The 22,327-nt window shown below is 69.2% G+C and carries 15 protein-coding genes; 3 read left to right on the top strand and 12 right to left on the bottom strand.

All coding sequences use genetic code 11. The features are described from left to right. Position 1: 1 nt before the first annotated feature. From ABT313_RS07295 to ABT313_RS07285, 3 genes are read right to left on the bottom strand one after another with little or no spacing between them, the layout of a single operon-like run. Positions 2–1,300: a M1 family metallopeptidase gene (locus ABT313_RS07295; protein ID WP_350849640.1), complete on the bottom strand. Its 1,299-nt coding sequence runs from the start codon at positions 1,298–1,300 to the stop codon at positions 2–4. Then, positions 1,300–5,232: a Pls/PosA family non-ribosomal peptide synthetase gene (locus ABT313_RS07290; RefSeq protein WP_350849638.1), complete on the bottom strand. Its 3,933-nt coding sequence runs from the start codon at positions 5,230–5,232 to the stop codon at positions 1,300–1,302. Before ABT313_RS07290 ends, ABT313_RS07295 begins: the two co-directional genes overlap by 1 nt. Before the next feature lie 52 nt (positions 5,233–5,284). Then, complete coding sequence (locus ABT313_RS07285; RefSeq protein ID WP_350849636.1) at positions 5,285–6,094, bottom strand: NAD(P)H-binding protein; 810 nt, start codon at positions 6,092–6,094, stop codon at positions 5,285–5,287. An 80-nt stretch (positions 6,095–6,174) separates the two neighbouring features. Between ABT313_RS07285 and ABT313_RS07280 the strand changes: the two genes are divergently transcribed. Then, positions 6,175–7,107 (top strand): AraC family transcriptional regulator, encoded by a 933-nt coding sequence (locus ABT313_RS07280; RefSeq protein ID WP_350849634.1) that lies wholly within the window; start codon positions 6,175–6,177, stop codon positions 7,105–7,107. A 194-nt stretch (positions 7,108–7,301) separates the two neighbouring features. Here ABT313_RS07280 and ABT313_RS07275 read toward each other — a convergent pair whose 3' ends face one another. The 3 genes from ABT313_RS07275 to ABT313_RS07265 are packed head-to-tail and all read right to left on the bottom strand — an operon-like array spanning position 7,302 to position 10,981. Next, positions 7,302–8,075 carry an FHA domain-containing protein gene (locus ABT313_RS07275; protein WP_350849632.1) on the bottom strand — a complete coding sequence of 258 codons (774 nt, stop codon included), beginning with the start codon at positions 8,073–8,075 and terminating at the stop codon, positions 7,302–7,304. Position 8,076: 1 nt separating this feature from the next. Next, positions 8,077–9,894, bottom strand: coding sequence for a serine/threonine-protein kinase (locus ABT313_RS07270; protein WP_350849630.1), 1,818 nt, complete (start codon positions 9,892–9,894; stop codon positions 8,077–8,079). Between the two features lie 10 nt (positions 9,895–9,904). Then, a complete protein-coding gene (locus tag ABT313_RS07265; RefSeq protein WP_350849628.1) occupies positions 9,905–10,981 on the bottom strand; it encodes a neutral zinc metallopeptidase in 1,077 nt (358 codons plus the stop codon). 66 nt (positions 10,982–11,047) lie between these two features. Between ABT313_RS07265 and ABT313_RS07260 the strand changes: the two genes are divergently transcribed. Beyond that, positions 11,048–12,757, top strand: coding sequence for a DUF2207 domain-containing protein (locus tag ABT313_RS07260; RefSeq protein ID WP_350849626.1), 1,710 nt, complete (start codon positions 11,048–11,050; stop codon positions 12,755–12,757). A gap of 25 nt (positions 12,758–12,782) precedes the next feature. On the opposite strand, the gene ABT313_RS07255 is transcribed toward ABT313_RS07260, so the two are convergent. From ABT313_RS07255 to ABT313_RS07245, 3 genes are all read right to left on the bottom strand, one after another. Then, a complete protein-coding gene (locus ABT313_RS07255) occupies positions 12,783–15,098 on the bottom strand; it encodes a neutral zinc metallopeptidase (protein WP_350849624.1) in 2,316 nt (771 codons plus the stop codon). Between the two features lie 129 nt (positions 15,099–15,227). Continuing rightward, positions 15,228–16,556, bottom strand: coding sequence for a neutral zinc metallopeptidase (locus ABT313_RS07250; protein ID WP_350849622.1), 1,329 nt, complete (start codon positions 16,554–16,556; stop codon positions 15,228–15,230). Between the two features lie 26 nt (positions 16,557–16,582). After that, entirely contained in the window at positions 16,583–17,674 is a 1,092-nt protein-coding gene (locus ABT313_RS07245; protein ID WP_350849620.1) for a neutral zinc metallopeptidase, read from the bottom strand. Positions 17,675–17,733: 59 nt separating this feature from the next. Here ABT313_RS07245 and ABT313_RS07240 point away from each other — a divergent pair, with 59 nt between their 5' ends. Beyond that, the gene (locus tag ABT313_RS07240; RefSeq protein ID WP_350849618.1) at positions 17,734–19,428 is read left to right on the top strand and encodes a DUF2207 domain-containing protein; all 1,695 of its coding nucleotides are present in this window, start codon (positions 17,734–17,736) and stop codon (positions 19,426–19,428) included. Between the two features lie 61 nt (positions 19,429–19,489). Here ABT313_RS07240 and ABT313_RS07235 read toward each other — a convergent pair whose 3' ends face one another. From ABT313_RS07235 to ABT313_RS07225, 3 genes are all read right to left on the bottom strand, one after another. Beyond that, positions 19,490–20,782, bottom strand: a complete 1,293-nt coding sequence (locus ABT313_RS07235) for a C39 family peptidase (RefSeq protein WP_350849616.1) — start codon at positions 20,780–20,782, stop codon at positions 19,490–19,492. A 63-nt stretch (positions 20,783–20,845) separates the two neighbouring features. Then, complete coding sequence (locus ABT313_RS07230; protein WP_350849614.1) at positions 20,846–21,403, bottom strand: GNAT family N-acetyltransferase; 558 nt, start codon at positions 21,401–21,403, stop codon at positions 20,846–20,848. A gap of 31 nt (positions 21,404–21,434) precedes the next feature. Continuing rightward, on the bottom strand, positions 21,435–22,274 hold the full coding sequence (locus tag ABT313_RS07225) for a lysozyme (protein WP_350849612.1): 840 nt from the start codon (positions 22,272–22,274) through the stop codon (positions 21,435–21,437). Between the last annotated feature and the right edge of the window lie 53 nt (positions 22,275–22,327).

The raw sequence follows: 22,327 nt of genomic DNA, 5'->3' as shown, positions 1-22,327 counted from the left end.
GCTAGCGCCTCCGGGGCAGCGGGGGGAGTTCGTAGGAGTCGAGCCAGGCGGCGAAGAGGTGGCGGAGGGCTTCCTCGTCCGGGCTGAACGTGGTTGCCAGGGCGATGAACTCGGTGGTGGTTACGGAGCCGTGCCGGTGGACCTTCGTCCAGGTGTGCAGGAGCTCGAAGAACGCCTCGTCGCCCAGGTGCTTCCGCAGTACGTGCAGGGTGATCGCGCCACGCTTGTACAGCCGGTCGTCGAACATCAGCTCCGGGCCGGGGTCCGACAGCATCAGGTCCTGCGGCAGACCCTTCAACCGGGAGTGCGCCTTGGAGACCTGCTGGTCGGCGGTCAGGCCGCGCGACTCCTCCGACCAGAGCCACTCGGCGTAGCAGGCGAAGCCTTCGTTCAGCCAGATGTGCTGCCAGCTCGCCGGGGTCAGGCTGTTGCCGAACCATTGGTGCGCCAGCTCGTGGGCGACCAGCCGCTCCGATCCGCGCCGCCCGTCGACGTGGTTGCTCCCGAAGACCGAGATGCCCTGTGCCTCGAGCGGGATCTCCAGCGGGTCGTCGGTCACCACAACCGTGTACCCGCCGAACGGATACGGCCCGAACTGCCGGCAGAACAGCTTCATCATGTCCTGCTGCCGCCCGAAGTCGTTACGGAACTCCCGGGTCAGCCGGCCCGGCAGCATGCCCTTCGTCGTCACCGGTGTGGTGGCCAGGCCGACCTCGTCGTACGAGCCGATCTGCACGGTCGCGAGGTACGTCGCCATCGGCGCCGCCTGGTCGAACACCCACGTCGTCCGGCTCGCCTTCACCCGGCGCGACACCAGCCGTCCGTTCGCGACGACCTGGTACGGCGAATCCGTGGTGATCGCGATCCGGTAGTGGGCCTTGTCGCCGGGGTGGTCGTTGCACGGGAACCAGGTGGCCGCGCCGCTCGGCTGGCTCGCGACGATCACACCCTCGGTGAGCTCCTCCCAGCCGAGCTCGCCCCACGGGCTGTCCTCGGGCTTGGGGTTCCCGCCGTACTGGATGTCGACGGTGAACTCGGCGCCGTCGGGCAGGTTCGCGGTGATGTAGAGCTTGCCCGCGCGCTGGGTGAAGCGCTGCGGGCGGCGGCCGTTGACCAGCACCTTGGACGCGCGCAGTCCGGACAGGTCGAAGCTGAACCGGGACAGCGCCTGGGTGGCGAACGCCGTGATCGTCGCCTTGCCGCTCAGCCGGTTGCTGTTGACCCGATAGTCGAGCTCCAGGTCGTACGACTCGACCTTGTAGCCGGCGTTTCCATGGGTGGGCACATAGGGGTCAACCATCAGCCCTGCCAGGGACCGATCGGATTCCCAGCCCAGCGCGTGCCATCAGGCACACCTTCACCACGCATCACGAGAGACACCGGCCCGATGGTAGCTCCTGCTCCAACCGAGGCGGCCGGGAGGACGATGCCGTGGGGCCCGAGGGTTGCTCCCGGCCCGAAGGTGACTGTGCTCATGGAGAGAACTCGATCATGAAAAAGGTGCGTCTGCAGCACGCAGCCGCGATTCACCGTGGCACCGTCGCCCAGGGTGACCAGATCTGCCTCCGGCAACCAGTACGTCTCGCACCAGACGCCCTTGCCGATCTTGGCTCCGAGTGACCTGAGCCACAGGTTGAGGACAGGCGTGCCGGCCGCCGCGTTCGCGAACCAGGGCGCCGCGACCAGCTCGACGAAGCTGTCGACGACCTCGTTGCGCCAGACGAACGAGCTCCACAGCGGATACTCGACCGCGCGCGTCCGGCCCACGATCAGCCACTTCGCGACGGTTGCCATCCCGCCCGCGACCGCGCCGGCGGTCAGGATCACCGCGCCGGACAGCAGCAGCGCGGGCAGCGGACCGAGCCAGATGTCGAGCGCCTGCAGCGCGAACAGCACACCGAGCGCGATCAGTACCGTGCACATCATCGGGACGAAGCGGCACAGCTCGACCAGCGCCCGCGCGACCTTCAGCTTGTACGGCGGGTTGAAGGTCCGGCTCTGGTCCCCGGCGACGGCCTGCCGGCGGAGTTTCACCGGGGGCGACCCGAGCCACGACGTACCGGCCTTGGACTTCTTCGGAGCCGCGGACAGTACGGCGACCAGGCCGTTCTTCGGGACGCTCCGGCCCGGCGCGGTCATACCGGAGTTGCCGAGGAACGCGCGCTTGCCGACCTTCGCGCCGGCCACATGCAGCCAGCCGCCGCCCAGCTCGTACGACGCGATCATCGTGTCGTCGGCAAGGAACGCGCCCTCGCCGACGGTGGTCATCTTGGGGAGCAGTAGCACGGTCGAGGCCTCGACATCGCGGCCGATCTTCGCACCGAGCGCCCGCAACCACCACGGCGTCAGCAGGCTTGCGTACAGCGGGAAGAGGAACGTGCGGGCCGAGTCGAGCAGCCGCTCGGTCGCCCAGACCTGCCACCCGATCCGGCTCCGGACCGGGTAGTGCCCGGGCTTGATCCCGATGCCGAGCAGCCGTACGCCGATCAGCGTGAGCACAGCCGTCGTCGCGAAGCCGACGAGCGTCATCAGCGGGATCGCTTCGAGGGCCTTGAGCGCTGCGTCGCCGAGCGTCTGCGTGCCCTTCACATACTGTCCGAGCACGACGAAGGCCGCGGCCGCGGCCGCCACCGGGATCAGCGACATGATCGCGGACTGGGCGCCGTACGCCGCGACCCACCACGGCGCGCGGGCGGGCCGATGATCCGGCCACGGGTGCCGGGCGCGGCCGATCCGGGCCGCGGGCGAGCCGGACCAGCGCTCGTTCGCGGGCACCTTGCCGGAGACGGCGGAGCCGGCCATGATCTCGGCGTTCCGGCCGATCTCCGCGCCGGGAAGCAAGGTGCTGCGGGAACCGACCACGGCTTCAGCACCGACCGTCACCGGCCCGACGTGCAGTTGGTCGCCGTCGATCCAGTAGCCGGCCAGGTCGACCTCGGGCTCGACGGACGCGCCGCGACCCATCGTGAGCATGCCGGTCACCGGCGGAAGCGTGTGCAGGTCCACGCCGCGGCCGACCTTGGCCCCGAGCGCGCGGGCGTAGTACGCGATCCACGGCGCGCCCGCGAGGTTCGCGGCTCCGGCGGCGTCGGCGAGGTTCTCGGCGGCCCAGAGCCGGACGTGGACGTTGCCGCCGCGCGGGTACGTGCCGGGTTTGAGGCCGCGCAGCAGGATCCGGGCGCCGAGCACCGCGATGCCCATCCGGCCGGCCGGGCTGATGAGAATCAGCCAGCCCGCCAGGATCCACCACCAGGACACGGTCCGTGCCCAGGGCAGCGGAGCGATCAGCTCGGCGAGCAGGTTGTTCAGCGTGAAGACGTACACCAGCCAGCGGACGCCGACGACGGTCTGGAGGATCAGGGTCAACGCCGTCTGCAGGAGCTGGGTGCCCTTCGGCGTCGGCCGGATGTCGCGGATCTCGACCGGCTCCAGTGCGGCCGGCTGGAACTCGTCGAGCCGCTCGGCCAGCGCGCCGAGACGCGGGTACTCGTAGATGTCGCCGACGGTGACATCGGGGAACTGCTCCCGCAGCGCCGAGACCAACTGGGCCGCTGCGAGGCTGCCACCGCCGTGCAGGAAGAAGTCGTTGTCGGCGCTGGTGACCTTGGCGCCGAGGACCTTGGTCCAGCGCTCGGCCAGCCAGCCCGCGGTGCCGGTCAGCTCAGCGGCCGGGCCGTCGGTGTCCATGCCGGGCAGCGGCCAAGGCAGCGCGTTGCGATCGACCTTGCCCGACGTCCTTGTGGGCAGCGTGTCGACGACGGCGAGCAACGGCACGAGCGCCGCGGGCAGTGCTTCACGCAGCCGCTCGGTTGCCTTGGCGTTGTCGAAGGAGGTGGCGTCGTCCGGTACGACGTACCCGACCAGGAGCTGGTTGCCTGCGGCGCTGTTGCGTACGGCGGCTGCGGCGCCGGTGATACCGGGCAGCGCCTGCAGGGCAGCGTCGACCTCGCCGAGCTCGATGCGGCGACCGCCGAGCTTGACCTGTTCGTCGGCGCGGCCCTGGAACAGCAGGCCCAACGGATCGGACCGGACCAGGTCGCCGCTGCGATACGCACGCTCCCAGCCGAGGGTCGGCATCGGGGCGAACTTCTCGGCGTCCTTGACCGGGTCGAGGTAGCGGGCCAGGCCGACCCCGCCGATGATCAGCTCGCCGATCTCACCGTCCGCAACTTCGTTGCCTGCGGCATCTACTACGGCGAGGTCCCAGCCGTCCAGCGGGAGACCGATCCGGACCGGGCCTTCGCCGGTCAGCTGGGCGGCGCAGGCCACCACGGTCGCCTCGGTCGGGCCGTACGTGTTCCAGACCTCGCGGCCGTCGACCGCGAGCCGCTCGGCGAGCTCGGGCGGGCAGGCCTCGCCGCCGAAGATCAGCAGCCGGACCTGATCCAGCGCGTCCGGCGGCCAGAGCGCGGCCAGCGTCGGCACGGTGGAGACGATAGTGATGCCTTGGGCAACTAACCACGGACCGAGGTCCATGCCGGTCCGGACCAGGGAGCGTGGTGCCGGCACGAGGCAGGCGCCGTGCCGCCAGGCCAGCCACATCTCCTCGCAGGACGCGTCGAACGCGACCGACAGCCCGGCCAGGACGCGGTCGTCCGGCCCGATCGGCTCGCTCTGCAGGAACAGGCGAGCCTCGGCGTCGACGAACGCGGCGGCGCTCCGGTGCGTGACCGCGACACCCTTCGGTACGCCGGTAGAGCCCGAGGTGAAGATGATCCACGCGTCGTCGGTCGTCTCCGGGCCCTGCGTGCTCCGCGCGGCGGCGGTCGCCGTCGGGGCGTCCATGCGGGCGGAGTACGGATAGTCGAAGGAGCCGTTGGCCGCGTCGTTGTCGAGGATCGGTTGCTGCTGCGGACGGGTCACCGTCAGCTCGAGCTCGTCGCCGACGGTGGCCGCGACCGCTGCTTCACCGAACACCAGCTCGGCGCGTTCGTCGGGGTCGTCCGCGTCGACCGGAACGTACGCCGCGCCGGCCTGGAGCGTGCCGAGGATCGCGACGTACAGGTCGTTGTGGCCGGACGAGATCCGGACGCCGACGCGGTCGCCGGGACCGATTCCTGCGGCCGTCAGGCGGTTGGCGAACTTGGTCGTCTGCGCCAGCAGTTCGCGGTAGCTGAGGCTGACGCTGCCGTCATCGAGCGCCGGCTCGTCGGCGTACCTGTTGGCCGTCTCTTCCAGCACATCCACAAGCGTCCGCGCGGCCGTCGCCAACTCCCCGCGTCGCAACGTCACGGCCGGATAATACGCCGACTGGTTAGCAGCTGGATAACCCGAAGCAAACACCTCAATCGCTTGTTGTGTCCCGATCGTGAGCAAACGCCTTGAAGGTACGGGCGGGACGACCGAGCGCTTGCTCGATGTCGAGCGTCGGTTCGCCGCCGTGTCCGTCGGCGATCGAGGTCAGGACGCCGGCGAGAAGCTCGGCGCCGGCCCGCGGAACGCCTTGGGCTACCTGCTGTTCGGTGTATTCGGCCGGCGTCACCGCGACGTACGCGACGGGCAGGCCGGCCTCGGTCAGATGCTCGGCGGCTTCGCTGAACGTGATGGCTTCGGGGCCGGTCAGATCGTAGGTGCGACCATCATGATCGGCGGTTGTCAGGGCGGCGGTGGCGACGTCCGCGATGTCGTTCGCGTCGACGAACGGCGTACGTCCGTTGCCGGCAGGTAGGGCGAGGGTGCCGGAGCGGACCGCGTTCTTCCACGGGCCTTCGGTGAAGTTCTGCGCGAACCAGTTGGGGTGCAGGATCGTCCACTCGGCATCGGAACCGCGGACGGTCTGCTCGACGGCGTGCAGGGGATGGCTGGTCTCCGATGCGCGGGACGCCGACAGCAGGACGAGCCGTCGTGCGCCGGATGCGAGCGCCAACTCCGCGAACCGGGCCAGGCGGTCTCCCGGGCGGATCGTCGGTTCCATCAGGTAGGCGGCGGTGATGCCGTCGAGCGTCGGGGCCCATGTTTCCGGGTCGTCGAGGTCGAGTCGTACGTCGCTGCCGGCGCGCGACGCCGTACGGACGTCGTGGCCCGCGGATCGGAGCCGGGCGGCGATGCGGCGGCCGGTGGTGCCGGTGCCGCCGAGGACGAGGAACGTGTTCATGGGACAAGCCAACTGGAGTCGGTGCAGACGATCCATGGGAGAGCGTCGCCGATCCATTTGTGATCGTCTAGCTTGGAGGGGTGGATGTCCTGAGTGATCTGCTCCAGCGGGCGCAGGCGACGGACGCGCTGGTCCGGCAGATCATCGCGCGCGGGCCGTGGTCGGTGACGTACGCCGACGTGCCGTCGCTGTCGGTTGTCGCGACGCTCGGCGGTAGCGCCTGCCTACGGCTGGACGACGGCGTACCGACGACGTTGGCGGCTGGTGACATCGCGCTGATCACGGGAGTCGCCAGCTACACGATCGCGGACGATCCGGCGACGCCGGCGTACTACGTGATCCGGGGCGGGCAGAAGTACACGATCGACAGCGAGCCGGTGGAGTGGAAGGGCGAGTACCTGGCGCCGCGCACGTACGGTGACGGGCTGCCGGGCGCGACGACGATGGTGCGTGGCGCGTACGACTTGCGTGGTGATGTCGGCCGGCGGGTGCTCGCGCTACTGCCGCCGCTGGCTGTGGTGTCTGCTACGCCGCAGACCCGTCCGGCGCTGGATCTCTTGACCACTGAGGTCGCCCGCGAGGAGCCGGGGCAGGACGCCGTACTGCGGAGACTGCTCGACTTCGTGCTGGTGCTCGCGCTACGTGCATGGTGTGCGGAGGCGGGAACGCCGTCCTGGTATCAGGCTCTCAGCGCGCCTGGCGTTGGTGATGCGCTCCGCCACCTCCACGAGGACCCGGCGCACCGTTGGTCCGTCGCGGAGCTCGCCGCCAAGGTCGGCCTGTCCCGTGCCACCTTCGCCGCCCGCTTCACCAAGCTGGTCGGCCAGCCGCCACTCACCTACCTCACCGCCTGGCGCATGACCCTGGCCGCCGACCTCCTCCGCACCACCACCGCCACCATCGCAACTGTGGCCCACCAAGTCGGCTACGACGACCCCTTCGCCTTCAGCGTCGCCTTCAAACGCGCGTATCACGAGCCCCCAACCGACTGGAGAACCAGACAAAAGACCTGAACGAAAGGAAGAAAAGAAAGAAGAGAGATTTGGAGTGGTGGCCGCCGAGTCGTGGATCACGGCAGATTTTCTGAACCACTTTCCACGACTCGACGGACGTGCTCAGCCGGGGACGTTGATGGAGTTGTCGTGGGAGGGGTGGGGTTTGGGCATGGCGGGACGGTAGGTCCGGGTGGTGGGGACCCCTCCCGAGGTCAGTCGTCGAGGATGTCGAGGTCGGCGGGGACCAGCGTGGTTGTGAGGAGGAGTGCTCGGAACAGGTTGTCGTTGAGGGCGTTGCCGACGGGCTCGCCGACCTCCTCGCGGGTCAGGCCGGGTACGCCGTCTCGGGAGAGGCGGGTGCGCACGTTGGAGACCAGGTGCTCGACGCGCTTGGCGGTCCAGTTCTCAGACGGTTGTAGCTCGGCCAGTTGGTCTGCGGCCTGCCGCCAGGACAGGGGCAGTGGGTGCAGGTCGTGTAGGAGGTAGCGCTGGCCGACGACGGTCAGCGCGAGCTTCTCGGCCGGAGACAGCTGCCAGATGCGCGGCGGCTGCGTGGGGTCGCGTGGTCGCAGTACCGGCCGGGTGCCACTGTCGCCTACGACGTACACCTCCAGTAGGTGCTCGCGACCGCTGGAGCCCTGGACGAACAGCGGGGTGTACCCGGCCGCGAGCGGCATCGGGTCCTCGCCGGCGAACAGTGTCTGCTCGCGTGGGAACCGCACCGGCAGCCGCCCGGTCACCGCGACCCACCACTGACCGGTCCGGTAGCTGATCGACCCGTGCATCCGGCTGACTCGCGGATCGTCCTCACCGACGCACACATGGACCTCAGGGCGATTCCGCCCGAACAGAATCGTCCGGTGCGGCCCCGGGTCGACGGTCAGACCGCCGCCGACGCTCAGCACGTACATCGTGCCGGGCTGGGCGTCGGGTACGCCGCCTGCCAGGCTGGCCTGGCCTTGGGGAAGACTCCGGATCGGCTCCATGTCAGGCCTTCGGCAGCTTCGGGACGGCAGCCTGGGCGAGCTTCGTCGCCAGTCCGCACAGTGAGGCGGGCTTCGCCGAGCCGCCGACGGACATCGTCACCAACTCGACGGCGTCCTGGCCGTTCGAGTCGACGTACGTCCGGTAGACGATCACCACCGCACAGGTCTTCGGACCGTCGTTCTCGTTCGACAGGAACGCGGACCGTCCGCCCACCGTGATCGGCTGCCCGTCCGACGCGTCGAGCGGCTGGTTGCGGTCGAAGTACAGGTCCACCGACAGGTCACTCGTCGTACTTTCCCAGCCGCACGACCAGTTGCCGAAGGACGTGTCCGGATGCGTCGCGTCCACACCAGGGATGAGCTTGAGTGCCTTGCTGTCCAGCAACGTGCACGCGTTGACCCGCGCCAGCGACGTTGCCGGCAAGGGCTCCGTACGCCGCGGGATCGGACCTGCCTGCACTACGCCGATCGCCTTCTGCGTAACGGCTTCCGCCATCGCGCACACGTCCATCCCGGCGCCGTCCGTGTGCTTGGCCTCCACCTGGATCTGCGTACGGTCGGACAGCACCAGCACCCGCTCGCAGTCGTCACCGCCGGACTTCACTCGCGTCACGGTGCGCAGGTTGCCGGTGAACTTCTGCACCGCACCTCTCGGCGAGTCGGTGTAGGGCAGGTTCAGCTCTGCCCGGACGTCGACCTCCTGGTCGCCCGTACCGGTCACCACCACGTCGCACCGGTCGAAGTTCCCGTACGCCGGCTCGAGGGTGGTCTGCCCGAACCGGCTGAGTGACTTCTCATCGATCAGGGCGCACGGATCAACCGTCATCGGATCCCCGACCAGCCCGGCTGCTGGTGAAGTGGAAGCGGTGGATCCACGGGTCGGCGCCGGCGTCGTGGCTGGAGCTGACGGCTCCGGTGATCCCGACGGCTCAGACGGCCCCGACACTGCGCGCCCGATCAGCACACCCAGTACGACGACAACCGCGAGACCGGCTGCCGTGACCGGAATCGCCCAGCGCTTACGGCTCTTCGCTGGCGCGATCGCAGTACCGCCGAGCTCCTGCACCACCTCGGCGACCGACGGACGCTGCTGCGGGTCGACGGCGAGCATCCGCGTGATCAGCGGCGTCAGCTCGCCACCGTGGCGCAGCGGCTCGAGTTCGCCCTGGGCGGCGCGTCGCAGTACCGCCAAGGGATTGGGGTCGGTGCCGAACGGTGAGTGGCCTTCCAAGGCCGTGTAGAGCACCGCACCGAGGGAGAACACGTCGGATGCCGTCGTCGGTTCGTTGCCATTGGCCACTTCCGGGGCGAGGTGGGCGGGCGTGCCGACGGTCGAGCTGTCGGTGAGCGTGGCCTCGGCCCACAGGCGGCGCGAGATCCCGAAGTCCGCGAGCTTCGCCGTACCGTCCGGAGTCACCAGGATGTTGGCGGGCTTGAGATCGCGGTGGATGATCCCGGCCGCGTGCACAGCCTGCAGTGCGGACGCGATCTGTACGCCGATCCGTGCGACCTCAGCCGGCGGCAGCGTGCCGAGCTCGTCCAGACCGCGCGACGGCAGGTACTCCAGCACGAGCCAATGCTCGTCGCCGTCGGTCACGACGTCGAAGATCGTGACCACGTGTGGATCGTGCAGCCGGGCGCCGGTCCGTGCCTCGCGGCGCAGCCGGCGTCCGTCCGCGTCGTCCACTCCGGGATGTGCACGCTTCAGCGCCACCGTGCGGTCGAGTTGCTGATCGTGCGCACGCCAGACCGAGCCCATACCGCCCGAGCCGAGCGGTTCCCCCAGTAGGTAGCGGCCCCCGATCAGGCGGCCGCTCACTGCCCGGCGTTCATTTCACTAGGTCCGCAGATACCGCGAAGGTGTCGCATGCCTTGTTGGCGCCGATGTTGAAGCCGTTCTGGATCCAGAAGCCCTGGCTGGTGGCCAGGCCGTGGGTCCGCTCGTCCTCCGGCGTGTCCGGGGACTCACCGAAGCTGTTGCTGGACTGCTCCTTGAACTCGTCCAGCCGCTTCGTCAGCGGGTAGGACTTCTCCACGGCCTTGCTGAACACACCGCCGAAACAGGAGGCCTGCAACTCGTTCCGCCGCGAGCTCTCCAGCTTCTGGTCCGGGTGGTCCTGCAGGTAGACGGCACGCGCGTAGAACAGACCGGTGACGCCCTGCACGTGGTGTCCGTACTCGTGGGCGATCGTCATCAGGTACGCGAGGTCCTGCTGCGGTCCGAAGGCCTTGTTCATCTGCTTCACGTCGACGTACATCACCTGGTTGCCGTAGCAATAGAACGCCAGGACGCGGCCGGACAGCGGCTGGAAGTTGCCGCACGCCGTCTGGACCGGCTGGTCGAACACGACCAGGCCAGGGTCCGGCTTGTCCTGTCCGAGCTCGTGGAAGACCGGACGCCAGGCGTCGTTCAAGCATTTGAAGAGGCGCTGGTAGTAGACCTTCTGCGAGGCCAGGCTGCCGCTGCCGAGGTTCGCTGCCGGGCAGTTCTGCTCCTGGAGCGGACCGGTGCGGTAGACATCGGCGTTCAGCAGGTAGTCCTCGGCGGACCCCTTCTGCGGGTTCGTGGTCGGCGTCGGCACGATCGACGGACCGGTGACCCCGGGCTCGGCCGTGTCGGTGCCGCCCTTGTTCAGCAGGGCGGACATGACGGCGAACGAGACGCCGAGGAAGATCAGCAGCACGAAGCCGAACAGGATCAGTCGCAGCGGGCCGCGGCGGCGAGGCGGCGGCTGGAAGCCGTTGAAGTGCCCTGGAGGTCCGTAGTACGGCTGCGCCCACTGGCCCGGATACTGCTGCTGCGGGGGGCCGGGTGGGTACTGGCCCTGCTGCGGCGGCCACGGGGCTGCCTGCGGCGGTGGCAGGATGCCGGGCGGCGGGCCGCCGTACCCGTACGGGCTGCTCACTACTCTGGCCTCCAGGCTGGTCGGTCGAGTTCGCTGCACGAACCGGCACGAGACTACTCTCGACCCATGTCACCGAAGCGCCGCCTCCTCCCGGCTGCCCTGCTGATTTCCCTGACCGCGCCGGTAGCGGGCCTGTTCGTTGCCCTGAGCCCGGTGTCTGCGCAGGCAGCGGGTCAGGCCGACGACCAGATCACGGCGTACACCGCGGATGCGACGCTCACCAAGGACGGGCAGCTCCAGGTCAAGGAGACCGTCGACCTGAACGCCGGCGGTACGACGTTCAGCCGGACGTTGACCACCCGGGTCCGGTCCGACTCCGAGCGCGACCGCACGTACGGCCTGAAGGACGTGTGGGCGACGGTGAACGGCCAGCCCGCCCAGGGCTTCCAGAACCAGAGCACCGACGACGGCCGCAAGCTCACGCTGAACGTGTCCGGTCAGTCGAAGATCGTCTACAGCTACACCGTGGACAACGTGGTCGCCGACTCGACCGAGGGCCGCGAGGTGAGCTGGCCGATCGTGCAGGGCTTCGCCGTCGCGGTCCCGACGGCCGACCTGAGCGTCAGCGTCCCGTTCGCGACCTGGGTGACCTGCTTCGCCGGCCGGACCGGTTCGAGCATGCCGTGTACGTCGTCCCAGCTGGGCGAGTCCGCCGACCTGCAGATCCAGCAGAACGGCGTACCGGCGGGTGGCCGGCTGACCTTCCTGACCGGGCTGAGCGACCAGGCGACGGTGCAGGCGAACGCGCAGTACTCCACGCGCTGGTCGCTCGGCCGCGCGTTCACGGTGGACTCGAGCACGATCGGCCTGGCCGTGATCGTGTTCGGCATCGGACTGCTCGGTGCGGTCGGCCTGTGGTTCTTCCGCGGGCGCGACGCGGCGAAGGTCGGTGCGGGCGCGCCGGAGCGTCCGGTGCTGGACGGCGCCGACGGACCGCAGTTCGCTGCGCCGGACGGCATCCGGCCCGGTCAGGTCGGTACGGTCGTCGACGAGACGGCCGACGTCGTCGACATCACCGCCACGCTGCTGGACCTTGCCGTCCGCAACTACCTGACGATCGTCGAGCAGCCGCGCGAGTCGCACTTCGGCAAGCTGGACTGGGAGCTGCAGCGGCTGCACCCGGGCGGACCGGAGCTCCTGCCGTACGAGAAGGCCTTGCTCGACGCGGTGTTCGCCGATGGCGACACGGTGCTGGTGTCCGCGCTCGGGCCGTCGCTGCGGCCGCGGCTCAACCTCGTCCGCGAGCAGCTGTACGCCGACGTGGTGACGCAGGGCTGGTTCAACAACCGCCCGGACGCCGTGCGGAACCGGTGGACCACCGCGGGCGTGGTGCTGCTCGGTGCGGGCGTCGTACTGACGATCGTGCTGGGGATCGTCACGAAGTTCGGTCTGGTCGGTTTCGCGGTTATGGCGGCCGGTCTGGTGCTCGCACTCGTCGGCCAGGCCGCACCGGCCCGGACCGCGCGCGGTGCCGCCGTACTGGGCCGTGTGGCTGGTCTGCAGCACTACCTGGCCAACGAGTCCTCGTCGACCCTGCCGCAGAGCCACCGGCTCGAGTTCGCGTCCCGCTGCCTGCCGTACGCCGCTGTTCTCGGGCTGACCGAGAAGTGGGCGCTGGAGATCGCGGCGACCGATGACGACGACGACCCCGACGCCGGCATCGGCTGGTACTCCGGACCGGAGAACTGGCACCTGTCGGACATCGGGGAGTCGCTCAGCAACTTCGTGACCGCGTTCGGCGGCTCACTGACCACCGCCCGCCGGCTCTTCGGCTGACGGGCGGCGGTCACGCTCTACGGCGCTAGTTGAGCCGGACGTCTGCTGCGGTGAACGTGTTGCAGGCGTCCGGCTTCTTGTTGTTGAAGCCGGTGACCGACCACTGGTAGTTGCTCACCCGGTTGCCGTGGTCGTGCACGCGCGGCCGGGCGTAGTCGTCACCGGAGTGGGAGATCAGGAACTTCCAGTTCGCCAGCAGCTGGCCGTTCATCGGGGTGAACGCCGCGTTCGCACCGAGGTAGACGGCGCCAAGGCAGGTCGCCTGCAGTTCGCGCCGGCGGCTCTCGAGCAGCTTCTGGTTCGGCGTCATCGACTGCTGCCGGGACATCGACGAGGCGAGGATCCCGCTCAGCTTCTGCACGTGGTGCCCGTACTCGTGGGCGAACGTGTTCAGCATGACCGCCCGCGCGTAGACCGGGTTGGTCTTGTAGTACCCGTTGTCGACCGCGAACGGCAGGTAGATCGTCTCGTTCGCAGCGCAGTACGCCGCCCGCACGCTGCGCTGGATCCCGCACGGTGACGGCGTCTTGCCGACGTACACGATCGCCTTCGGGTTGCGGAACGGCAGGTTCGCCTTCTTCATCGCCAGCCACCAGGTGCGGTTGAGGCAGGGCAGCAGGCGGTTGTAGTACTGCTGCGCTGCCGCGACCGTGACCGGTGCGAACGGCGGCTCTGCGCACTTGGACGCGGCGACCGGGCCGACCTTGTAGAGCGCACTGCCCTTCACGACCTCGTCCGCGGTCGGGCCGCGCGGGGTGGACGGACTGGGCGAACTCGACGGGCTCTCGGACGGCGACGAGGAGGACTCCGACACCGGTGCGGTGGGGTTGTTCGTCGCCTGGTTGTCGTCGCCGCCGAGGCTGCGGACGATCAGGGTGATGCCAGAGCCGACCACGAGTACGGCGAGTGCGACCAGGCCGATCAGCAGATTGCGCGAGACCTTCTTCTTCTTGCGACGTCGGCCGCCTGGTGGCTGCGGGATCGGGATCGGCGGGTACTGCCAGGTCGGCGCCTGCTGGACAGGCTGACCCATCGGGCCGATCTGTCCCGGCCCGCCCTGCGGTGCGGCGTGGCGGGGACCGGACTGCTGCTGCTGTGGTGGGAGCGCGTTGCTCCAGGGCGAGGAGGGCTGCTGACCCTGGTTGGGCGGGCCCCAGAGGTAGGAGCCTTCGGAGTGCGGACCGTTCTGGTCCCGCTGCTGTGGCTGCGACGGCGCCGCCTGCCAGGCACTCGACCCGGACTGGCCGGTCGCTGACCATCCCTGGCCGCTACCGGTCTGACCGGAGCCGGTGTCCGAGGACTCATCCTGCGCGTCGTTGTCGCCCGCAGAGCCATCCCGCAACGTCCACGACTGCGCAGACCAAGACGCACCAGCCTGACCGGCTTGCGGCGAGCTGGCGTGCCCGGACTGGCCGGACTGGCCGGACTGCGAGCCGGACTGCGGGGCGGTCGACTGCGACGGGTTCGGCTGCCACTGGTTGTGCCCGGTGGACTGCGCGGGACCCTGCTGGGACGGGCCTTCGGGGCCAGGCTGGTTGGGGCCCGGTGGGGTCGGGGCGGACTGCGACCAGAAGTCCGACTGCTGGTTGGACGGCGTCGGGTTGGTCTGCCACGGGTCAACCTGCGGCGGTGGACCCGACTGCCAAGAGCTCGGCGGGTTGGGACCGGCCTGACCTGGACCCGGTTGGTTCGGACCCGGTTGGTTCTGGCCAGGCCGACCGGGGCCTGCTTGGTTCTGGCCTGGCTGGTTAGGCCCTGCTTGGTTCGGACCGGGTTGTGGTCCGCGCTGCTGGGGGCCGGGTTGATTGGGGCCGGGCTGATTGGGGCCAGGCCGACCCGGCGGGTTCGGGCCCGGGCGGTTGGGACCGGACTGCTGGGCACCCGACTGCTGGGGACCGGCCTGCTGCGGGCCTGACTGTTGCGGACCGCGCTGGCCTGGGCCGGGCTGGCCCGGGCCGGGCTGGTTTGGGCCCGCGGGCTGGTCGGGGTGTTCGCGGCGGTTGGGGTTCCAGCCGCCGTCGAACCAGTTGTTGGCCGGCGGTTCGGCCTGGGACGGGTTCTGGAATTCGCGCTTGGCGTCGGTATCACCGGACCACCACGACTGCCCGGGCTGACCGTCGCCGGCGCCGGGCTGGCCAGGGCCGGACTGGTTGCCTGGGGCGCCGGGTCCGTTGGTGGCGGGGGCGTGCCGGCTGTCCCCTGGCGCGCCTCGGCCCTGGTCGGGGCCTTGCTGGTCTGCGCCGGGGCGGTGGGGGTTCTGCCCGGGACCGTGCTCCGGTGGGCGGCTCGGCTGATCGTCAGCCGGGTCGCTCCCCGGGGTCTGGTTCCAGTTGTCCGACATCGATGCTCCTCACGACCTTGCTCGGTGGGGGTGCCGGATGCCGATTCCCCCGGACATACTTTGCGCGATCCGGACCCACCAGGCTAGCTACCCCGGCCAGTCGCTTCGAACTGATTCGTCACTCGGGACCTACTGCACCTTCGCCGCCGGTGCGGCCCAGGTGTTGCACGCGTTCGGGTTGCGTCCGTTCCACCCGCGCAGCGCCCAGTAGTTGTGGATCGGCGGGGCGCCGTGGTCGTGGCCGTTGTCGATGGTGTTGGCGATCAGCCACCGCCACTGGACCAGCGACTGGCCGGTGATCGGGTAGGTACGCCGGTTCGAGCCGATGAAGATGTCCGAGAAGCATGACGCCTGCAGCTCCAGCCGCCGGCTGTCCTGCAACTCCTGCGCGTACGTCGCCCGCTCGTACCGGATCCGCGCGTACGCCGCCAGCATCCCGGTCATGCTCTGCACGTGGTGCCCGTACTCGTGGGCGAACTGGTGCAGCATCCACATCCGCGCCCACACCTTGCTGTACGACTCGGAGTACTTGTTGTAGTTCCCGACGTCCTCGGTGAGGTTCATGTAGATGGTGTCGTTGGTGCCGCAGTAGAACGGCGGCCCGCTGTCGCTCTTCGATCCGCACGGCGACTGGACCGTGCCGGTGAACGTGATCACCGAAGGCGATCGGTTCCGGCTGCCGGCTTTGGCGATCAACGGCGACCAGGCCTTGTTCAGGCAGCCCAGCAGGTTCTTGTAGTTGGCCCGGGCGCCGGCCGCGGTGGCGGGTCGCGACCCGGACTCCTTGCAGTTCACCGACCTCATCGCGCCGGCCTTGTACAGCTTGTTCCGCAGCACCAGGTCGGTGTCGCTCGGCCCGGGGTTGGTCGTCGGCCTGGTCGTGGTCGTCGAGCGGGACGTGGTCGGCACCGGCGCCTGCGTGGTCGGCCGGGTCGTGGTCGGCCGCACGGTGGGCTTGGTGGACGGCTGCCCGGACGGCTCGGACGACGGCTCTGCGCTGGGGCTGTACGACGACGTGGTGGTCGGCTCGGCGTACGACGGGTCGCCGTTGTGCTTCAGGATCGACGAGGCGATCTTCAGTCCGATCACGCCGATCACCACCACGCCGAGGACCACGAACAGCGCGATCACGCCGCCGCGGCCCTTCTTCGGCGGCCGCGGTCCACCGGGCGGAGCACCCGCACCCCAGCCGAACTGCGGCTGGCCGTGGAACGACTGCCCTTGGAACGGCTGCCCCGGGAACGGCTGCCCCTGGTAGGGCGGACCGGGCGGACCTTGGTACGGCGGCCCCGGCGGCGGTCCTTGGGGCGGGCGACCGGACGGTCCGCCGTACCCAGGCGCTTGCTGCCCAGGACCCGGCTGCCCCGGCCCGGGTTGTCCCGGCCCCGGCTGCCACGGCGGTGGCTGCTGCGGCGGGTACTGCTGCCCGGGCGGTGGACCCCATTGGTTGCCTGACACAGCGGTGACGCTACCGGAGCCCAGGCTCAACTTACCCTGGCGGGTGATGCCGACCAGGTGTTGCAACTCGCCGGGTTACGACTCGCGAAGGCGGCCCGGCTCCAGGCGCCGTGGCTGGTGGTGCTGCCGTGGTCCCTCGGGTACGGCGGCCGGTCGCCGCTGTTGTTCACGTCGTACAGCCACATCTGGTACGCGTACCCGGTGATGCCGTAGCTGCCTCGGTTGGCGCCGAGGAACACGTTGCCCAGACAGGAGGCCTGCAGCTCGAGCCGCCGGCTCAGGAGTAGCTGGCCGTCGGTGGTTGCGTCGTACCGCAGCTTCTCGTAGGCCTCGCCGAGCCCGGTCATCCACTGGACCGAGTGCGCGTACTCGTGCGCCACCGTGAAGCTGCCGACCATCCGGCCGAACGTCGGGTTCTGCTTGTAGAAGGTGATGACCGACGGCGACTCCATATAAATGGTGTGAGTCGTCGGGCAGTAGAACGAGCGCCCCGGCCCACTGCCGCACGGTGTGTTCACCGTGCCGCCCCAAACGACCAGTCCGGGCGAGCGGAACCGGCCACCCGACGCAGCGACCTGTCGCGGCCAGGCGCGGTCCAAGCAGGCCTTGATCGACTTGAAGTACGCCAGCGCCTGCGCACCATTACCCAGACCCGTCTTCGCCTGCTTGCAGTTCACCGTCCGCATCGCACCGGTCTTGTAGAGCCGGTGCGTCGCGATGTACGTAGCCGGGTTGACCTGCACCGGCTTCGGCGGCGCCGTGGTCACCGTCTTCTTGGGAGTTGGCGCAGGCCGCGTCGGCACAGCCTTGGTCGGGCGCACCGACGTAGTAACAGTCGGCGGCGCGGCCACAGTCGGCTCGTCACCACCGCCCTGCGAGAGTTTGACGAACAGGAACACGCCCCCGGCAGCGACCACCGCGACCAGGGCAACGATCAGTAGCACCGCGCCGCCCGACTTCTTCGGCGGCGGTTGGGGCGGCAAGGGACCCCAGCCGAACTGCGGTCCGGGCGGTGGCGGAGCTGCGTAGTACTGCGGCGGCCGGGGAGGAGCCGGGTAACCCTGCTGCGGCGGCGGGCCGAATTGCCCGGGAGGCGGTCCCCATTGGTTGCCTGACACCCCGCAGACGCTATCGTGCCCGGTGTCAACCTCCCCTCTTTCTACGGTGTGATTGGGCGATGCGTCTACGTCTCCTCGGGCTCTCCCTGTGTGCCCTCGGCCTGCTCGGCCTGTCGACTGTCCCGGCGGGCGCGACTGGATCTTCGGGTTCCAGCGCTGCCGCCGACCCGGTAGTGACCAACTACGACAGCCAGGTCCGGGTCGAACGTGACGGCCTGCTCCGGGTCGCGGAGACCTGGAAGCTCAGCAACGTGAACGGGACCTTCACCCGGTTCATCGTCACGCGGGACCACCTGCCCGACGACATCGACCACGTCCAGGAGATCGGCGACCTGCAGGTCAAGGCCGGCGGCCAGGACAAGAAGGCGGACGTCAAGACCGACGGCGACGTCACATCGATCGCGGTCCCCGGCATCGACAGCGGTACGACGGAGCTCGACTTCTCGTACACGGTCAAGGGCGCGGTGGCCACGGTCCTCGACGGCACGGAGGTGCGGTTCGCGCCGCTGACCGGGATCAGCATCCCGATCCAGCAGGCCAACGTGGTCTACAGCGTCCCTGAGGTTTCGCACGTCTCCTGCTTCGCGGGCCCGATCGACAGCAACATCCCGTGCACGCTGGCGCAGATCGGCGAGACCTCCGGTCCGACCTTCCAGCAGGCCAACCTGCCGCCGGGCAACACCGTCCGGATGGCGGTCGGCTTCCCGAAGGGCCAGATCGCGGCCAACTCGATCGTCGAGTACCGCCACACCTTCAAGCGCGCTTTCTCCACCGACGCAGCCCAGCTAATCACCGCTTTGGCCGTGCTGCTGCTCGGCGCGATCGCACTGTTCGCCCTGTACCGCCTGCGCGGCCGTGACCAGGTCGACCCGCGTCGCGTCGTACCGGCGTCGCTGTTCAGCCTCGGGACCGATGCCCGGATCAACTTCTCGCCGCCGTCGGACCTGCGGCCCGGCGAGGTCGGCACACTGATCGACGAGCGGATCGATCCGGTCGACGTGACCGCGACGATCATCGACCTGGCCGTCCGCGGCCACATCACGATCGTCGAGCAGGAGCACAGCACGGAGTACTCGCGTCCGGACTGGGAGCTGCGCCGGGTCTCGAACGCTCCGTCGGAAGAGCTGCAGCGCTACGAGAACGTGCTGATCCGCGCGATCTTCGGCGACGCCGACTCGGTGCTCGTCTCCGAGCTCGGCCGTCAGGTCCGCGCCAACCTCGAGCAGGTTCAGGACGCGCTGTACGACGGTGTCGTGAAGCGTGGCTGGTTCAGCGAGCGCCCGGACCGGACTCGGTCGCTGTGGGCAACGATCGGCATCGCCACCACGGTGGTCGGCGTGGTCGCGACCGTCCTGCTGGCGCTGCTGTCGACCTGGGGTCTGCTCGGCATCGCGATCACCCTGGTCGGTATCGGACTGCTCGTCGTCGGGCGCTACATGCCGGCCAAGGCTCCGGCTGCCGGACGCGTCCTCGGCCAGGTCGCTGCGATCCGCGGCGAGCTGCTGGAGATGGACGTCAGCGAGCTGCCGACCGACCAGCACGCCGAGCTCTGCTCACGCGCCCTGCCGTACGCCGTCGTACTGGGCGGCTCGGAGCGCTGGATCGACGCACTGGTCGCCACCGACACCACGCCGGACCAAGAGGACGAGGGCTTCACCTGGTACCGCGGCCCGCGCGGCTGGCACCTGCAGTACCTGCCTGACTCGCTCCGCAACCTCACCACGAACCTGACGGGCGCACTGTTCGCCCGCTAGTCCATAAGAGAACAGAGCCCGCCACGCCGCCCCGGCGTGGCGGGCTCTGTCGTTTCTGGACCTACCAGTTGTGCTGCGGCCCGACTGCCGGCGGCAGCGGCACACCCTCCGGGTGGATCACGTAGACCAGCCCACCCGAGTGCGGCACCCAGGCGTTCTCGAAAGCGGCCCGGTCGTACGTCGTGCGCACCTGGTCGTCACTCGCGATCAGATGCGACGCCGGGTCGTTCACCACCACGTTGCCGGCGGCATCGAATCCGACGATCACCATCAGGTGCCCGTTGGTCCCGTACCCCGCACCGGGCAGATCGCCCTTCTTGAACGACAGCGAGGCCACCAGCGGGATCCCCGCCTTGATGAACTGTTCCGCCTCGGTCAGCGACCGTAGCCGGGTGATGAACCCGTCCACGCCACGACTCCCGGCGTACGCCGTGTTGAACGGCCAGTTGCCGGCACCGTCGTACGAGTAGTCGAAGACGGACCGGGCCGAGTTGTCCACCTGCGGATCCGGATCGGACGGATCGACCCATGCGGTCTCGGCCGCGGTCGGACCGGCGCCCCAGTAGTCCAGCACCATCGCGGTCGACGTCGCCGAACACCAGGCCTCGCCACCGCCGTCCCACTGCGGGTAGTGCCCGATGTGCGTCTCCTGCGAGTACGTCGGCACGTCGAGCACCATGCCCTCCGCGCCGCCGAGGGGGCTCGCGGCAACCTTCTTGTCGGACGGCAGCCGGGAGGCCATCGCGCCGACGGACCGGACGACCGGTGACTGCGTCGTACCACTGAGCCGGTACAGGGTGACCTTCAGCTGCCAGCGATCCAGCCAGTGACCGGTGGCTGCCTGGAAGGTGTCGACGGCAACAGATCCGTTCGCATCACCTTGGCTCGGCACCGACGTCCGGTGAATGTCACCGGCCGCAGTGTCGTCGCCGCTGTTCCAGCGACCCATGACGTACCACTTGGTCGTGGCGCCGGTGTCAGTGACGCCGGCCATCGAGACTTCGATCCAGGTCCCGGGCGGGGTGGTCGCGTTCCAGGAGGCGACCAGCTCGGTCAGCCCGAAGCCGGTGCTGACGTGCGGCGAGATCCAGCTGGTCTGGTCGTAGCTCTTGGCGGTGCCGTCGCCGAACGGGTCGACGTACGACGTGGTGCCGGTCGAGGTACCGAAGGTGAGGGCGCCGTCGGAGACGGTGGTGCCGAACTGGTCGCCGGCCAGGAAGTCCGTGGACGACGTCCAGGTGCGATAGGCGATCTCCCGGGCCGGGGCGACCTTGACGGCTTCGCTCGGCAGAGTGCCGGCGCTGAGCACAACCGCCCCGACGATCAGGGCGGTGACGGAACGGGCGGAGGTCATAGTTTCGACGGTAGACCCGGTTGGCACTCCCTGCCATGCGAGGGCGCGCCGACGGCAAAATACTTACGAACGCTTGTCCCACTCGTCGTGCAGCATGGCGAAGACGAGCTCGTCGGTCCACTCGCCCTTGAGGTATTCGTTCCGCACGAAATGCGCCTCCTGGCGCAGGCCGAGGCGCTTGAGCAGATTGACCGACCCGTCGTTGCGGGCGTCCAGCCGGGCGATGATCCGGTGCATGCCGAGCTCCTCGAACCCGACGCGGAGCAGCTCGACGGCGGCTTCGCTGGCGTACCCGTGGCCGGCCGACTCCGGGTGGAAGACGTACCCGATCTCACCGGTGCGCTGCTCGACGCTGTTCAGGAACAGCACGACCTCGCCGAGGTGCCGGCCGGTCTCGCGGAGGATGACCGCGGCGGTGAGCGCTTGACCGTCGCGGTCCATCGGTACGTCGGCCATCCGGCCGGCGAGCGCCTCCTTGACCTGCTCGGGCGTCCGTACGTCGTACAGCAGGTACCGGGTGACGTCCGGGTTCGACTGCAGTTTCAGCAGGTCGTCGTAGTCGGTCTCGACATAGCGACGCAGGGTCAGGCGGTCAGTCTCGATCGGCAGCGTGTAGCTCACCGATCGAGACTATGCGACCGCTGCAACAGATTTAGCCGTTCGCCAGCGCCTGCAGCCGGGACATGTCGCCGTTGAAGCGGTCCTGGTCGATCGGCGTCGAGCTGTACTGCCAGATGGTGTGGAAGGGCCAGCCGCCGGGCAGCGTCCCCGGCGAGGAGGCGTACTTCGCGACCCACAGCGGGTTGGTGGAGTTGAACGCGGTGCTGTTACCGGTGCAGCGGCTCCACCAGTCCAGGTTGGTGTAGATCGGTACGTCGCGACCGGTGCGGGCCTTGTACGTGTTCGCGAAGTCCCGGATCCACGCGACCATGGACGCCGCGCTGAGCCCGTAGCAGGTCGCGCCGTACGGGTTGTACTCGATGTCGAGGGCACCCGGCAGCGTCTTGCCGTCCTTCGACCAACCGCCGCCGTGGGCCAGGAAGTACGTGGCCTGGTTGGCGCCGCTGGAGTCGTTCGGCGTGGCGAAGTGGTACGCGCCGCGGATCATCCCGACGTTGTAGGAACCGTTGTACTGCTGGGCGAAGTACGGGTTCGTGTAGTAGTTGCCTTCGGTCGCCTTTGTGTAGGCGAACCGCTTGCCGGCATTCCACTGCGCGGTCCAGTCGACATTGCCCTGGTGACTGGACACGTCGATACCTTCGACGCTGGCGGCGGGTGCCATCACCGCGGGCGCCGCGGCCAGGGTGTTGTTCTGGACCCAGCCCATGTAGGCGTCGCCGGCTTTCTCGATGCCGTGCTGACGGGCCTGGGCGGTCGGCTGGTGGGACGAGGTGCTGCCATCGCTGTCGATGGTGCTTGCTTGGGCGGAGCCGATCGAGGCCAGCAACAGGCCAAGAGTCACGGCGGCACCCGTGAAAAGGGCGGACTTCACGGTTTCCTCCAGAGCGATGAGGGGCGGACAGAGCGCTCGGAACTCATTCTTAC

This window comes from Kribbella sp. NPDC000426, assembly GCF_040300265.1.
In the GTDB taxonomy this organism is placed as follows: Bacteria; Actinomycetota; Actinomycetes; order Propionibacteriales; family Kribbellaceae; genus Kribbella.
This window is presented reverse-complemented; position numbering and strand designations above follow the sequence as displayed.

Bases quoted from the DNA above. Each gene is read 5' to 3' on its own strand.
- ABT313_RS07295 (WP_350849640.1), bottom strand. From the start codon at position 1,300: ATGGTTGACCCCTATGTGCCCACCCATGGAAACGCCGGCTACAAGGTC.
- ABT313_RS07285 (WP_350849636.1), bottom strand. From the start codon at position 6,094: ATGAACACGTTCCTCGTCCTCGGCGGCACCGGCACCACCGGCCGCCGC.
- ABT313_RS07275 (WP_350849632.1), bottom strand. From the start codon at position 8,075: ATGGAGCCGATCCGGAGTCTTCCCCAAGGCCAGGCCAGCCTGGCAGGC.
- ABT313_RS07260 (WP_350849626.1), top strand. From the start codon at position 11,048: ATGTCACCGAAGCGCCGCCTCCTCCCGGCTGCCCTGCTGATTTCCCTG.
- ABT313_RS07255 (WP_350849624.1), bottom strand. From the start codon at position 15,098: ATGTCGGACAACTGGAACCAGACCCCGGGGAGCGACCCGGCTGACGAT.
- ABT313_RS07240 (WP_350849618.1), top strand. From the start codon at position 17,734: ATGCGTCTACGTCTCCTCGGGCTCTCCCTGTGTGCCCTCGGCCTGCTC.
- ABT313_RS07235 (WP_350849616.1), bottom strand. From the start codon at position 20,782: ATGACCTCCGCCCGTTCCGTCACCGCCCTGATCGTCGGGGCGGTTGTG.